Genomic DNA, 14,774 nt, shown 5'->3' on the forward strand with positions numbered 1-14,774 from the left:
TAGAGGCGCGTGACAAGGTCTGAAATGCGCGCAGGCTTGAAGCCATTACCGGGAAACCAGCGGAACGAGCCTGTTGTCAGCGTTTACGCGCGACAGAGGTGCCCGGAATAAACGAATTGCCGAGAAAAACCTGCCCGGCTACGAGGGGGAAATATCCGGCGTATCAGCGTACGTTACAGGGCAGAAGATTTACTCTGCAAGGCAATCAGATCTTCCAGCGGCTTGGGGTGTTCGATTCCATAACCTTGCGCAAAATCCACGCCCATTTCACGCAGTTTTTCCAGAACCGCGTCATTTTCGACGAATTCCGCGATGGTCTTCAGGCCTATTACATGCCCGACCTGGTTGATGGAAGACACCATCGCCTCATCTATGGCGTCATCCACCATATCACGTACAAAGGAACCGTCGATTTTCAGGTAATCCACCTGCATGTTCTTGAGATAAGTAAAGGATGACAGGCCGCTGCCAAAATCATCCAGCGAGAAGCGGCACCCGTGAGAGCGCAGTTCGCTGATGAAATCCGTAGCCTTGGTCAGGTTGGTGATGGCCGCAGTCTCGGTAATTTCGAAACAGACGTGTTTGTATGGCACCTTGTACAGCGCAAACTGGCGCTTGATGAATTCGAGGAAATGCTCATCGCACAGCGAAGGCCCGGACAGGTTTACAGTGAACGTGTGGCACTTTTTTTCCTCGGATTTAATGCATTCGGGGAAAACTTTCCAGTACAAGCCGAATGCCGAACTCACGACCCAGCGATCGATCGAAGGCATGAGGTTATAGCGCTCGGCTGCCGGAATAAATGCCATGGGGGGAACAATCTGGCCATCATCGTCGATCAGGCGCAGCAGAATTTCAAAATGCTTGCCCTCATGATCCGGCTCCTGAAGCGGCATGATGGTCTGGTAATAAAGCCGGAAACGGTTTTCCTCGATAGCATGAGTAATGCGCGCCACCCAGTTCATTTCTCCCTGACGCTGAACCAGATCGCCGTCCTCCTCCCGATACAGATGAACGCGGTTGCGCCCCTTGTCCTTGGCGGCGTAGCACGCGGCATCGGCACAACTGAGTACGACATCGAGTGACCCCGTATCCTGATTGATGGTCACCAGGCCAATACTGACCCCGATAGCAAAGGACTGTTCCTTCCACACAAAATGGAAATCCTTGACTGTCTGCCGCAACAGATCGGCAACAAATTCGGCCTGTTGCGGTGGACAGTTATCCAGCAGCACCCCGAATTCGTCACCGCCCAGCCGTGCCAGGGTATCGGTATCGCGCACCTTGCTCTGCAACAGCAGGGTCAACTGCCGCAACAGCTCGTCACCTGCCACATGGCCACAGGTATCGTTGACGATCTTGAACTGATCGAGATCCAGGTAGCAAAGCGCATACATCCGCCCACTTTCACGCGCAATCGCAAGCGCCCTCTCCAGCCGGCGCTCGAATTCGCGCCGGTTGACCAAGCCGGTCAGCGCATCGTGAGAAGCCTGATAGGACAGCCGCTCGGTGGCTTCGTCAATGCGCTCCTGCATCCGGTCCTGGGCCATCTGCAGCGCCACCGCCATGGAATTCACGCCACATTCGAGGGTACGCAGCTCTCCCCCCGAATTCTCGCTGACACGCACCTCAAGATGCCCCCGGCCAAGCTGGTCAACCGCCTCTGCCAGGCGCTTCACCGGCTCAGTCACATCCCGGCTCATGCGCACCGCCAGCAGCGCGCTCGACAGCAAACCCAGAAGGGAAATAAGCAGGCCATTCAAAATCAGTAATTGCTTGTGACCCTGAGTGCTGGCACGAGATAGCTCCAGGTTCACCCGGCCCAATATTTTCCCCTTGGGAGAAGCGCCCGGACGCGCGCCGCCAGGTGCAAAATCATCCACCTCGGTCTGGCTTTGAAACACCGGGGCACTGAAACTCAGCACGGCCCCCTGCTCGGCCACCGCAATGTAGAAGCCCGCGCGGTGATCGCTCAATATTGGCGGCCCCTCGGATTTGCCGCGGGTGGCCAGAATGGCTCCATCCATATCGGTGATGGTGACGGCGGTGACATCCACCTCCTGCATGGCGGAGTCAGCCAGGCTCTGCAGGATTTCCCGGTTGCCGGAAAACACCCCGAACTCACTTGCCGGAGCCAGTTGGCGTGCAATGGCCAGCCCGCGCTCGTGCAAGGACTGCTCCAGGCTGCGAATACCGGAAGCGATGAAATACACCGCCAACAGAAAGGCAATGCCCGCTGCCGGCATCAATGCCAGAAAAAGCACCCTTTTTTTTATGCCCCAGTCTTTCATTGCGATTCTGAAGCTCGCTTCAATTTCTGGAACAGGGATATTTCATCACCGATACTCAGGCCCAGGGAACGCGCCACCTGGTAATTGACGCTGACAGAGAAGTATTTGGGATATTCGGGAGGAGGCAGCCATGCTGGCAAGCTTGCCAGCACGCGCAAAACAATATCCCCGGCTTGCCGTCCGGCCTGCTCGGGCGTGGTGTGGACAGAAGCGAGCGCCCCGGCTTTGACATAGGCATGCGAAAAACCGATGACTGGATCCTGGTAGCGGTAGGTGGTCAACAACAGGCTTTGCACCGTGCCCTTGTTGAACACCAGCGGATCAGGCACAGCCAGCAGAACATCACTCTCGGCCAGCACCCGTTGCAGAGCCGGCAGCAACTCCTCGGCGGCGCTGATTTTCTCCACAGCCAGGCCCAGCCTGGTTTCGCTGGCTGCGGCCTGCAATGATTTCAGCGACCCCACGGAATCGGGGCCGAGTACCACGCCAACACGTCCGCGATCCGGCATTGCCAGACGGATTAATTCCATCTGGCGCGCCAGCGGCTGATCAAGAAATACCGCAGAAAAAAATCTGTGCTCGCGTTGCCGGGCAATTTTATCAAAGGCCTGGCGCGGAATCAGCACCGCCAGAACAGGGGTTGGCAAATTCTGAAGTGCCAGTTCCTGTGCCGCTCTAACGCCAACGGCGACGATCAGGTCCGGACTTTCCCTGAGAAAATCGATCTTTTCCTCGGGCCGCGAATAAACATTGACTACCGCTTTTGTGCCGCCCTGCTTCAATGTCGCGCGCAAACTGCTGGCGGTATCCTGATAAGGCGCAGATTCGTCGCTCAATACAATGGCAATATTTGCCGGCGCGGCACAGAGAGCGCCCGCCCAGGCCATGCCAAGAAACATGATGATGCGAGCAAGCAGGGAGGGGAAATGCAGCTTAGTCACGCTGCATCGCCATTTTCCATACACACACACCGCGGCTCGACTTGTCCAGATCCTCAAGGTAAGCGGCATGAGCCGCCAATTCATCCTCACCTGCCGGCAGGACGCGCAGCCTCGTGCGCTCATGCTGTCCCCGGCCAACATTTTTTGCCCGCACCGGCGCCGTCTCGATCATCAGGCTCTCCTGGCCACGCGTCATGGCGAGATACACTTCCGCCAGCAGTTCGGTGTCCACCAGGGCGCCGTGCAAAGTACGCCTGGAATTATCGATCTGATAATTGCGGCACAGGGCATCAAGGTTGTTTTTCTGCCCCGGACGCAGCTGTTTCGCCATTTTCAGGGTATCGGTAATGACCGGGCAGTAATGCTGGATCGGCTCCATCCCGAGCAAACCGAGTTCGTAATTGAGAAAGCCGACGTCGAACGGGGCGTTGTGAATAACCAGCTCGCCCCCATCCACGTAATTCAGGAAATCCTTGACGATATCGCGGAACAACGGTTTGTCCTGCAGAAATTCCAGGCTGATGCCATGCACCTGCTGCGCACCAGGATCGATTTCCCTCCCGGGATTGAGATACTGGTGAAAATGATTGCTGGTCAGCTGGCGGTTCACCATCTCAACCGCTGCGATTTCGATAATGCGATGCCCCTGGCTGGTTTCCAGCCCGGTAGTCTCAGTATCTAGAATAATCTGGCGCAAACTTTGAACGCTCCATATTTCATTTCAAACCAAATAATCCATTAAATTTCAGGTCGGGCTTTCTCGCCAGTGCGAGCAGCTTTGCTGCCGCTCGCGGCGGGGACACTCCTTGCGGGTGCAGCCCGAAATCTCGGGCTGAAGCCCGACCTACAAACTGTTGATTTCCTTGCATGTCAAATCTCTAACGGATAATCCGGGTTCAAACCACACAATATTTCAGGCTTCATGGGCGGACAATCATTCTGCCCGGCCAGCAAACCCTGTCGCTCAACGGGCCTCGGCAATGGCTTCGACACCTCGATTGGCCAATTGATCAGCGCGCTCATTCTCGTCATGGCCCGCATGGCCCTTCACCCAAAACCATTCCAGTTGATGCTGCGCGGCCAGTTGGTCCAGCTCCTGCCACAAATCCACATTCTTGACCGGTTTGTTGTCGGCTGTCCGCCAGCCACGCCGCTTCCAGTTGTGGATCCATTCGCTGATGCCCTTCTGGACGTATTGCGAATCGGTATGCACGCGCGCCCGGCAGGGGCGGCTCAAAGCCTCCAGCGCCTTGATCACCGCCATCAATTCCATCCGGTTGTTGGTGGTGTGTTGCTCTCCGCCAAACAGTTCCCGCTCCTGGCCGCGGAAGCGCAACAAGGCACCCCATCCGCCGCGCCCCGGGTTTCCCTTGCACGCGCCGTCAGTATAGACGTCCACGATGCTGGCGTCATCAGACAATCCCTGATTCTGTTGCGAAAAATCAATTTGCTCCTGATCCCGGGTGCTGCTTCTTTTGATCATTTATAAAACCTCTTGCTGGCTGAACGATTTTTGGGCTGCGGGCGCCAGCCCCTTGCGCGTGGCCAGAGACTCATTCCAGCCCGGCATGATCAGGCGCATGCCCTGCACTTTCTTTTTCGCCTGAATAAAATAAACACCGCCAGCGAGTGCCCACCAGCGATCCCCCGCATTTTCCATGAAGTGAAACTTGCCAAGCAAGTGCTCTTGCTGAAATGGCGGCTCGTAACAGCACATGCGTCCACCCACCACTTCGAATCCCAGCAATGCCAGCCAGTCCTTGAGGCGCGACAGGCTGATAAAACGTCCACACCAGGGATAATTCTGCCTGTTATTGGGCAGCATCCGCCATAAACCCCACAGGCTGAAAGGGTTGAAGCCACTGATGATCAGGTTTCCCTCCGGCATCAGCACGCGTTCGGCTTCACGCAGAATCTGGTGCGGATGGTTGCTGAACTCAAGCAAATGGGGCAACAACAGCAAATCAATCGACTGACTGGCAACAGGGAAGAATTCCGGCTCCATCCGCAACGCCACCTCCCCCTCCTTGCCGCCTCTCAGGCGAGCCGGAATCCGGCTGGTACGCAGCAGGTCATGATCCAGCAGCCCCAGCTGAAGGGCATTGAAGCCAAAAATATTGGCCGCCACCTGATCGTAGTAAGCCTGCTCACGCCGCAGCAAATACTGGCCGAGCGGCGTTTCAAGCCACGCCTTTTCACCTGCACTTGACATTCAGGCGGCTCCGGCCAAAGATAAAAACATGATTGAAATTATTCCCATCCCCGCATTTGAAGACAACTACATCTGGCTGATCCGTGATCAGGCTTATGCCGCCGTGGTGGATCCAGGCGATGCCGGTCCCGTCATGGCGTATTTACGTCAGCACGGCCTCAAACTGACTGCCATTCTCATTACCCACCATCATGGCGACCATTGTGGCGGAGCCAGGGAACTGGGGCAGCATTTCGACTGCCCGGTGTATGGCCCGCGCCGGGAAAAAATAACCGCCACCACGCAAACCGTGGCCGAAAACGACACCCTCACGCTTCCTGGACTGGGCGCCACGTTTCACGTCATTGACGTGCCCGGCCACACCCTGGGCCACGTCGCCTATTATGGGATAAATTCCCTGTTTTGTGGCGATGCACTGTTTGCCTGCGGCTGCGGACGGCTGTTTGAAGGCACGCCGGAACAGATGCAGTCATCTCTGGCAAAATTTGCCGCACTGCCCGATGAAACAAAAGTTTTCTGCGCTCACGAATACACTCTCGACAATATCCGCTTTGCCAGAATCGCAGACCCCGGAAATGTTGCGCTGCAAGAGAGGGAAATACGGGAGCGGCAAACTCGTGCGCAAGGATTGCCCACCCTGCCCTCGACCATCGCCCTGGAAAAGAGCACCAACCCCTTCCTGCGCTGGGGCGACCCGCATCTCATTGCAGCGGCGAGCCAATTCGCCGGCCACCCGCTGAACAGTCCGGCCCACATATTTGCAGCCATCCGGCAGTGGAAAGACAAGCTCGATTGAGGCATTTCTTCTTGACCTGAGCACTCAAAACTCATTACCATCGAAGGGTTTTTACCTCTCCAAAAAAGCCCGAACGCATGCGAGCACGGTCAGTCCTCTTCCTTCTTTGCCTGATCACCAGCGCCAGTCAGTCAAGCGTGGCTGTCGCCGAGGATAGTTACGCAGCGTTCACGAGCGGCTTCACCTTCACGCAGAGCGAGGCGAACGAACCAGGCAAGCCTGGCGAGCAGGATTCCGCCAGCCTTGAACCCGGTGAGGGACAACTGAGTCTGCGCCCGTCGGAAAAAATCAGCTCCGACATCCTGCCGCTACAGCTCGAATCACTAAAGAACGACCCCAAGGACTTGTGGGAACGCATCCGTTCCGGCTTTCAGCTGGCCGAACTAGGCAGCCCGCTGGTCCAGGAACACGAGGCCTGGTATGCCAACCGGCCGGATTATGTGCAGCGCACGGTGGAGCGCAGCCAGCGCTATCTGTTCCATATCGTGGAAGAAATCGAGAAACGCGGCATGCCGACCGAAATCGCACTGCTGCCCATCATCGAAAGCGCCTACAACCCCAAGGCCTACTCCACCAGCCACGCCTCCGGCATCTGGCAGTTCATCCCTTCCACCGGCAAGCACTTCGGCCTCGATCAGAACCTGCTCTACGATGGCCGCCGCGACATCCTTGCTGCCACAGATGCCGCGCTCGACTACTTGCAGAAGCTGTACAACATGTTTGGCAGCTGGGAACTGGCGCTGGCCGCCTACAACTGGGGCGAAGGATCGGTGGGCCGCGCCATTGCCAAAAATCAGGCCAACGGCGAGCCAACCGGCTATCTCAGCCTGCGCATGCCGCCGGAAACGCGAAATTACGTACCCAAACTGATCGCGGTCAAGAATATCATCATGAATCCGGCCGCCTATGGCCTGACGCTCAACAGCATTCCCAACAGCCCCTACTTCGCCTCGGTAAAACTCAAGCAGCACATGGATGTCGCCGTGGCAGCACGCCTTGCGGAAGTTCCGCTGGACGAATTTGTTGCCCTCAACCCGGCATACAACAAACCCCTGGTTGCCGGCATAGGCAAGCCTACCCTGCTGCTGCCGGTGGACAAGGTCAACAACTTCTCGCTCAACCTGGAAAACTACGAACGGCCACTGTCCTCCTGGCAGACCTATACCCCCGGGCGAGGGGAAAAGTTGGCCGCAATTGCCAAGCGTTTCGGTATTTCACTGGCCCGCCTGAATGAAATCAATGCCATTAAAGGCCGCAAAAAGCAGTCAGTTACGCAGACCCTGCTGATACCCGTGGCCAAACCGGGCAAAACGACGACACTGCTGGCCCACATCCCGGAACCCGAAGCGGCGCATGAAACGCTGGCTGAAACGGGCAAATTGACTCACACCGTGGCCAAGGGCGACACCGTACTCAGTATTGCAAAACGTTATGGCATGACGGTCGCCCAGCTCAAAACGCAGAACCGCCTCAAATCCAGCAGTATTGCCAGAGGACAGAAGCTGACCGTGCTGGCCAACAGCAAGCAGAAGACGGAAAAACCCAGCTCGCCAGGAACAAACCCGAAGCGGCCAAAGCACTCAAGGTGGCAAAAAATTCCGCTGCGAAAGGCAATCACACGCGCTATGTCGTCAAGCGTGGCGATACCGTATTCAGCATTGCGCGGCGCTTCGATGTCGCGGTGAACGATCTGCAACGCTGGAACAAGATACCGGCCAGCAACAGCCTGCAGCCGGGCAACATCCTGAGGGTTTACGAGCGCGAAAGCTGATCAGATCCACGACAGCCAATCAGATCAGCGAAGCCCGCAGCAAAGTGCGGGTATATTCCTGCTGAGGCGCCTCGAACAACGCCTCTGTTTCACCCGCCTCCACCACTTTCCCTGACTGCATCACGATCATGCGATGCGCCATGGCGCGAATCACGCGCAAGTCGTGGGTAATGAACAGATAACTCATGCCATGCCGCTGCTGCAAGCCACGCAGCAAATCCAGCACCTGTTTCTGCACTGACACATCGAGCGCGCTGGTAGGCTCGTCCAGCAGGATCAGCTTGGGTTCCAGCACAGCCACGCGCGCAATCGCGATGCGCTGGCGCTGCCCGCCGGAAAACTCATGGGGGTAGCGCCACAGCATGGATTCCTCCAGCCCCACCTCGTCCATGATCGCCAGGATGCGCTCGCGGCGCTGCCGCCTGTCGAGCTGGGGGAAGTGGATACCCAGGCCCTCGCCCACGATCTGTTCCACCGTCAGGCGTGGCGATAGCGAGGAGTAGGGGTCCTGGAATACAACCTGGAAATTACGCCGCAAAGGGCGTAGCTGGCGCTGATTGAGGATGGCAATATCCGCCCCGTCAAAACTGATATTCCCGGAGCAATCCTGGAGCCGCAGCAGGCACATGCCAAGGGTGCTCTTACCCGACCCCGACTCGCCCACGATACCCAGCGTCTCGCCGCTGCGCAGGGACAAGCCCGCATCATCCACCGCACGTACCGATCTAACCGTGCGCCGGAAAAACCCCGTCCTGGATGAAAACACGCAATTGACGCCGTTCGCTTCCAGCAAGGCCGGCCTGGCTTCCAGAGCCTGGACTTCTTCGTCGCTCACCAGGCGCTGTGGCTGGCTTTGCAGCAAATGACGGGTGTAAGGATGCTGCGGCGCGGAAAACAGGTCCGCCACGGGTGCCTGCTCGACAATCTGCCCCTGCTGCATCACACAGATACGGTCGGCAAAGCGCCGCACCAGGTTCAGGTCATGCGTAATCAGCAGCACCGCCATGGAAAATTCTTTCTGCAAATCCTCCAGCAGTTCCAGTATCTGCGCCTGGATCGTCACGTCCAGCGCGGTGGTGGGCTCGTCGGCAATCAGCAGTTTTGGGCTGCAAGCCAGCGCCATAGCGATCATGGCGCGCTGGCGCTGGCCGCCGGAAAGCATGTGCGGGTAGTCATCGAAGCGCTTTTCCGGTTCGGGGATGCCGGTCCGGGCAAGCAGTTCGATCATGCGCTTCCTGGCCGCCGGCTTGCTCATGTTTTCATGCGCCAGCAGGGGCTCCATCAGCTGCTCGCCGATGGAATAAAGCGGGTTGAGGGAAGTCATCGGTTCCTGGAAAATCATCGCGATATCGCGACCACGGATATTTCTCAGTTCTGCCTCGGCCCGCCCCATCAACTCGCGCCCCTGAAAACGGATCGAACCGCCCGGATAGTGCGCCTGGCGCGGATCATGCAGTTGCAGGATGGAAAGCGCAGTCACCGACTTGCCGGAGCCCGACTCGCCGACCAGCGCCAGTTTTTCTCCGGCGTGGATGTCGAAGCTCGCCTCCCGCACCGCATCGGCGTATTGGCCGGGGCGACCGAAGGATACTGACAGGCAATCGATGGCAAGCAGTGGGGCGTGAGGCGTGAGGGGTGAGGGGTGAGGGGTGTCCACTACGCACTCCTCCCCGCTCCGCCCAGCCTGACCGCTTTCCATTTCCACGCCCTCACTCCTCACTCCTCACTCCTCACTCCTCACCCCTCACTCCTCACTCCTCACCCCTCACTCCTCACCCCTCACTCCTCACCCCTCACTCCTCACCCCTCACCCCCTCCTGGTATCCATCGCCTCACGCAATGCCTCGCCGATAAAAATCAGCAGCATCAGCGTTCCGACCAGTACAGCGAAGGTGGTCAGGGATAGCCACCACGCTTCAATGTTGTCCTTGCCCTGAGCCAGCAGTTCGCCCAGGCTGGGCGTGGAGGGCGGCACGCCAAGGCCAAGAAAATCCAGGCTGGTAAGCGCCAGGATGGCGCCGGAAATACGGAACGGCAAAAAGGTGATGACCGGCGTCATGCTGTTGGGCACCAGATGGCGCAGTATGATGGCGCGGTTGGACACGCCCAGGGCGCGCGCTGCTTTCACATAATCCATGTTGCGCCCGCGCAGAAATTCGGCACGCACGTAATCCGCAAGCCCCATCCAGCCGAACAGGGAGAGCAAAATCAGCAGCAGGGTAATGCTGGGCTGGAAAATCGCTGAAAAAATGATCAGCAGGTACAGCTCCGGCATGGAGCCCCATACTTCCATGAAACGCTGGAAGACCAGGTCGAAGCGCCCGCCCAGGTAGCCCTGCAGGGCACCGGCAAGAATCCCCACCAGCGTGCCAACCAGGGTCAGCGCCATGGCAAACAGCACCGAAATGCGGAAGCCATAGATCAGCCGCGCCAGGACATCGCGCCCGCGGTCGTCGGTGCCGACCAGGTTGTGTTGCGATGGCGGCGCGGGATTGGGCAGTTCGGCAAAGTAGTTGATGCTGTTGAAGCTGTAGCGGTTCAAGGGGAACCAGGCCCAGTTTCCCTGTGAAGTAATGCGTTCCACGATAAAAGGGTCGTTGTAGTCGGTCTCGCTGGCGAAATCCCCGCCGAACACCGTTTCCGGATAGTTCTTCACGATCGGGAAGTAATACTCGCCCTGATAGGCCACCAGCAGCGGCTTGTCGTTGGAGATCATCTCGGCGCACAGACTCAGGGCAAACAGAATCAAAAAAACCCACAGACTGACATAGCCCCTGCGGTTGGATTTGAAGCGCAGCCAGGCGCGCCCTGCCGGAGAAATAGCTTTCATCTTAAAAACCCGAGTTCGATAACCACGGAGGGCACGAAGAACACGGAGTAAAAACAACAGATTGCATGGCGTTTGGCATTCACCCGTTGGGTGAGGCCATAAAAGACTGCAAACAGCCTTTCTCCGCGTTCTCCGTGCCCTCCGTGGTTAAAAGAGGTTTCCAGGTTCATCGGTCCACGCTCTCGAACTGGATGCGCGGGTCGATCAGCACATAGCTCAGGTCAGACAGCAGCTTGGCGACCAGGCCCAGCAGGGTATAGAGATACAGGGTGCCGAGCACTACCGGATAATCGCGCTTCAGCACCGATTCATAAGACAGGAGGCCCAGCCCGTCGAGCGAGAAGATGGTCTCGATCAGCAGGCTGCCGGTAAAAAAGGCGCCGATAAATGCCGCCGGGAATCCGGTCACCAGGGGGATCACGGCATTGCGGAAGACGTGCTTGTAGAGCACGGTATTTTCGGAGAGTCCCTTGGCCCGCGCTGTGAGCACGTACTGCTTGCGAATTTCCTCGATGAAGGAATTCTTGGTCAGCATGGTCATCACCGCGAAGCTGCCCACCACCGACGCCGTGATCGGCAGCACCATGTGCCACAGGTAGTCGGTGATTTGGGCGTGCCAGGGCAGCGCAGCCCAGTTATCCGAAACCAGCCCGCGCAGCGGGAACACATCCCAGAAGCTGCCGCCGCCGAACAGCACCAGCAGCAGGATGCCCAGCACGAAGCCGGGAATGGCATAGCCCACCAGGATCACGGTGCTGGTGATCACGTCGAAAGCGGAACCGTCGCGCACCGCTTTGGCCACTCCCAGGGGGATGCAGGTGAGATAGACAATGAAAAAGGTCCACACCCCCAGGCTGATGGAAACCGGCAGCTTGGAGACCACCAGCTGCATCACCGATTTATGGTGGAAATAACTCTGGCCCAGGTCGAAGGTCGCGTAGTTCTTCATCATTTCGAAAAAGCGCACATGCGCCGGCTTGTCAAAGCCGTACAGCTTCTTGAGATCCTCGATGCGCTCCTTGTCCAGCCCGCGATCGCCGCGATACAGCGTTTTCACCCCTCCGCTCGCCTCACCGCCCGCGCCCTGCCCCTTCATCTGGTGGATCAGCTGCTCCACCGGTCCACCGGGCACGAACTGGGTCACCACGAAAGTGATCAGCATCACTCCGAACAGGGTGGGGATCATCAACAGCAGGCGTTTGAGGACGTAAGCCCACATTATTGGCGGCTCCAGCTAAAGCGCAGCATCCACTCGGTAGCCGAATAATACAGCGGCAACTTCGCCGGGAAACCGAATTTGTCCCAGTAGGCGATGCGGTGGGTGGGGACAAACCAGTTGGGCACCAGGTATTCGCTGTTGAGCAATACCCGGTCCAGGGCGCGGGTCGCCGTGACCAGTGCCTTGCGGTCGGGCGCGTAGACGATCTTTTCCACCAGCGCATCGACCACCGCATCCTTGATGCCGATCATGTTGTTCGAACCTTCCTTGTCCGCCGCGCTGGAATGCCACATGTGCATCTGCTCATTACCGGGAGACTGTGATTGGCCGAAGACATGCACGATCATGTCAAAGTCGAACGTGTCGGCGCGACGCTGCCACAGAGCCACGTCCACGGTGCGATACTTGATCGAGATGCCGAGCTTGGACAGGTTGCGCTCGAAAGGGCCGGAAATGCGTTCGAAACCTTTCTGCGCCAGCAGCAGCTCGAATTCGAAAGGCTGACCCTGGGCGTTGCGCAACGCGCCATTGCGGTAGGTCCAGCCGGCTTCGGCGAGCAAGGCCTTTGCCTGGCGCAGGTTGGCGCGCAGTGAACCGGGCGGCCGGGTGGAAGGCGGCAGCCAGGCGCGGGTAAAAACCTCGGGGGGCAATTGGGCGCGGAAGGGTTCCAGCAGCTTCAGTTCGTCGCCCTGGGGAATGCCGGAGGATGCCAGCTCGCTGTTGCTGAAGTAGCTGTCACAGCGTTGGTACTGGTTAAAGAAAAGATTCCGGTTGGACCATTCGAAATCCATCGCCAGCGAAATGGCCTTGCGCACCCGCCGGTCCTTGAACATAGGGCGCCGGATATTGAATATGAAGCCCTGCATGCCGGCGTTGTTGCTGTGCGCCAGTTCCGTCTTCTTGATCAGGCCCCGGTTGAATTTCGGCCCACGGTAATCGCGCGCCCACTGCTTGGAATTGAACACCGCGACAAAATCGAATTCTCCGGCCTTGAAGGCCTCAAGTTGCACCGTCTCGTCCTTGTAGTAAAGGAAGTTCACCTTCTCGTAATTAAACATGCCGCGACGGGAATTGAGGTCCCGGGCCCAGTAGCCGGGATTGCGCCTGAAAGTGATTTTTTTGCCGAGCAAGACCTCTTCCACCTGATAGGGTCCACTGCCCAGCGGGGTATCCGTGACCACCTTGTCAAATGGCTTGCCGCCGCCCCATTTACGGGAAAAGATGGGCATCTGGCCGGTCAGCAAATGCAGTTCAGGATTGACGCGAGCAAACTCGAAGCGCACCGTGCGCGCATCCACCACCACTGCCCGCTTGACGTCCGCCCAATAAAAACGGTACTGGGGGTGGGCAAGCTGGCTCTTCAGGGTATCGAAGGAAAATTTCACATCCTCGGCCAGCACTGGCGAGCCGTCAGAAAAATGAGCCCTGGGGTTGAGGCGGTAGGTGACAGCCAGCCGGTCGCCTGCCAGCTCGATATCCTGCGCCAGCAGGCCATACTGGCTGAAAGGCTCGTCCAGCGACTGTTCCATCAGGGTCTCGAAAACAAGATCGCTTACCCCGGCGGCAGGGATTCCCTTGAGCAGAAATGGATTCAGGCTTTCAAAATTGCCCATAACGGAAAGCACCAGCTTGCCGTGTTTCGGCGCATCCGGATTGGCATAGTCGAAATGCTTGAAATCCGGCGCATATTTGGGTTCATAACCCAAAGCAAGCGATGGCGCTGCCGTAACGCTCCAGGAAGAGGTCAAGAACAGAAAGGAAGCAAACAGATTGAGCATCAATAATTTCATTGCCAATGCAGTGTAGCCTAAAGCCAGCAAACCAGCCAAGCCACATCACCCTGATTCAAATTGGGTTATAATCCACGCCATTCGAAAAAATCACCTGAGGAATCAAGCATGGGATTTCTGAGCAACAAAAAAATACTGATTACCGGCCTGATCAGCAACCGTTCCATCTCTTACGGCATCGCCAAAGCAATGCACCGCGAAGGCGCGGAACTGGCTTTCACCTACCAGAACGACAAGATCAAGGACCGCGTAACGGATCTGGCCCGGGAATTTGGTGGCGAAATCGTATTGCCTTGTGACGTTGCGAGCGATGAAGAAATCACCAGCCTGTTCACCGAGTTGGGCAAGCACTGGGACGGCCTCGACGGCATCGTTCATTCCATCGCCTTCGTGCCGAAACAGGCGCTGGCTGGCGATTACGTGGATGCAGTGACACGCGAATACTTCCAGATCGCCCACGACATCAGCTCCTACAGCTTCGTCGCCCTGGCCAAGGCGGGTTTGCCGATGATGGAAGGCCGCAACGCCGCCCTGCTCACTCTCTCCTACCTGGGTGCCGAGCGCTATGTGCCGCACTACAACGTGATGGGCCTGGCCAAGGCCAGCCTCGAAGCCAACGTGCGCTACATGTGCACCAGCCTCGGCCCCAAGGGCATTCGCGTCAACGCCATCTCCGCTGGCCCGATCAAGACCCTGGCTGCAAGCGGCATTTCAGACTTCGGCAAGCTCCTGAGCTACAACGAAAAACACTCGCCCCTGCGGCGCAACGTCACCATCGAGGAAGTGGGTAATGTGGCGGCATTCATGTGCAGCGACCTCGCCAGTGGCATGACCGGCGAAATCACTTATGTGGATGGCGGCTTCAACATCACCGCGCTGGGGAACGCCGACGAGGTGTAAGTTCAGCGGTCAGCAAAATTATCC

13 protein-coding genes are annotated in these 14,774 nt (G+C 57.8%); 4 read left to right on the forward strand and 9 right to left on the reverse strand.

The genetic code is table 11. The features are described from left to right. Window positions 1-173: 173 nt before the first annotated feature. The 5 genes from WC392_14025 to WC392_14045 form a co-directional block, all read right to left on the reverse strand. Window positions 174-2,291, reverse strand: a complete 2,118-nt coding sequence (locus WC392_14025; GenBank protein MFA5243481.1) for an EAL domain-containing protein — start codon at window positions 2,289-2,291, stop codon at window positions 174-176. Further along, on the reverse strand, window positions 2,288-3,232 hold the full coding sequence (locus WC392_14030; GenBank protein MFA5243482.1) for an ABC transporter substrate binding protein: 945 nt from the start codon (window positions 3,230-3,232) through the stop codon (window positions 2,288-2,290). Before WC392_14030 ends, WC392_14025 begins: the two co-directional genes overlap by 4 nt. Continuing rightward, window positions 3,225-3,929, reverse strand: a complete 705-nt coding sequence (gene dnaQ / locus WC392_14035; protein ID MFA5243483.1) for a DNA polymerase III subunit epsilon — start codon at window positions 3,927-3,929, stop codon at window positions 3,225-3,227. Before dnaQ ends, WC392_14030 begins: the two co-directional genes overlap by 8 nt. Window positions 3,930-4,196: 267 nt before the next feature. Beyond that, window positions 4,197-4,715, reverse strand: a complete 519-nt coding sequence (rnhA, locus tag WC392_14040) for a ribonuclease HI (GenBank protein MFA5243484.1) — start codon at window positions 4,713-4,715, stop codon at window positions 4,197-4,199. Beyond that, window positions 4,716-5,444, reverse strand: coding sequence for a methyltransferase domain-containing protein (locus WC392_14045; GenBank protein MFA5243485.1), 729 nt, complete (start codon window positions 5,442-5,444; stop codon window positions 4,716-4,718). It lies immediately after the preceding gene. A gap of 28 nt (window positions 5,445-5,472) precedes the next feature. On the opposite strand from WC392_14045, the gene gloB reads away from it, so the two are divergent. The 3 genes from gloB (at window position 5,473) to WC392_14060 (ending at window position 8,011) form a co-directional block, all read left to right on the forward strand. Next, complete coding sequence (gene gloB / locus WC392_14050) at window positions 5,473-6,240, forward strand: hydroxyacylglutathione hydrolase (protein ID MFA5243486.1); 768 nt, start codon at window positions 5,473-5,475, stop codon at window positions 6,238-6,240. Window positions 6,241-6,317: 77 nt separating this feature from the next. After that, the gene (locus WC392_14055; GenBank protein ID MFA5243487.1) at window positions 6,318-7,925 is read left to right on the forward strand and encodes a transglycosylase SLT domain-containing protein; all 1,608 of its coding nucleotides are present in this window, start codon (window positions 6,318-6,320) and stop codon (window positions 7,923-7,925) included. Continuing rightward, on the forward strand, window positions 7,922-8,011 hold the full coding sequence (locus tag WC392_14060) for a hypothetical protein (GenBank protein ID MFA5243488.1): 90 nt from the start codon (window positions 7,922-7,924) through the stop codon (window positions 8,009-8,011). The genes WC392_14055 and WC392_14060 overlap by 4 nt, the downstream gene beginning before the upstream one ends. 19 nt (window positions 8,012-8,030) lie before the next feature. Here WC392_14060 and WC392_14065 read toward each other — a convergent pair whose 3' ends face one another. The 4 genes from WC392_14065 to WC392_14080 form a co-directional block, all read right to left on the reverse strand. Beyond that, entirely contained in the window at window positions 8,031-9,731 is a 1,701-nt protein-coding gene (locus tag WC392_14065; GenBank protein ID MFA5243489.1) for an ABC transporter ATP-binding protein, read from the reverse strand. 87 nt (window positions 9,732-9,818) lie between these two features. After that, a complete protein-coding gene (locus WC392_14070) occupies window positions 9,819-10,841 on the reverse strand; it encodes an ABC transporter permease (protein ID MFA5243490.1) in 1,023 nt (340 codons plus the stop codon). A gap of 166 nt (window positions 10,842-11,007) precedes the next feature. Then, a complete protein-coding gene (gene yejB, locus WC392_14075; protein MFA5243491.1) occupies window positions 11,008-12,060 on the reverse strand; it encodes a microcin C ABC transporter permease YejB in 1,053 nt (350 codons plus the stop codon). Further along, window positions 12,060-13,850, reverse strand: a complete 1,791-nt coding sequence (locus WC392_14080) for an extracellular solute-binding protein (GenBank protein ID MFA5243492.1) — start codon at window positions 13,848-13,850, stop codon at window positions 12,060-12,062. Before WC392_14080 ends, yejB begins: the two co-directional genes overlap by 1 nt. Before the next feature lie 108 nt (window positions 13,851-13,958). Here WC392_14080 and fabI point away from each other — a divergent pair, with 108 nt between their 5' ends. Further along, window positions 13,959-14,750: an enoyl-ACP reductase FabI gene (gene fabI / locus WC392_14085; GenBank protein MFA5243493.1), complete on the forward strand. Its 792-nt coding sequence runs from the start codon at window positions 13,959-13,961 to the stop codon at window positions 14,748-14,750. The last annotated feature ends 24 nt before the right edge of the window (window positions 14,751-14,774 follow it).

It is taken from the genome of Sulfuricella sp., from assembly GCA_041651995.1.
In the GTDB taxonomy this organism is placed as follows: domain Bacteria; phylum Pseudomonadota; class Gammaproteobacteria; order Burkholderiales; family Sulfuricellaceae; genus Sulfurimicrobium.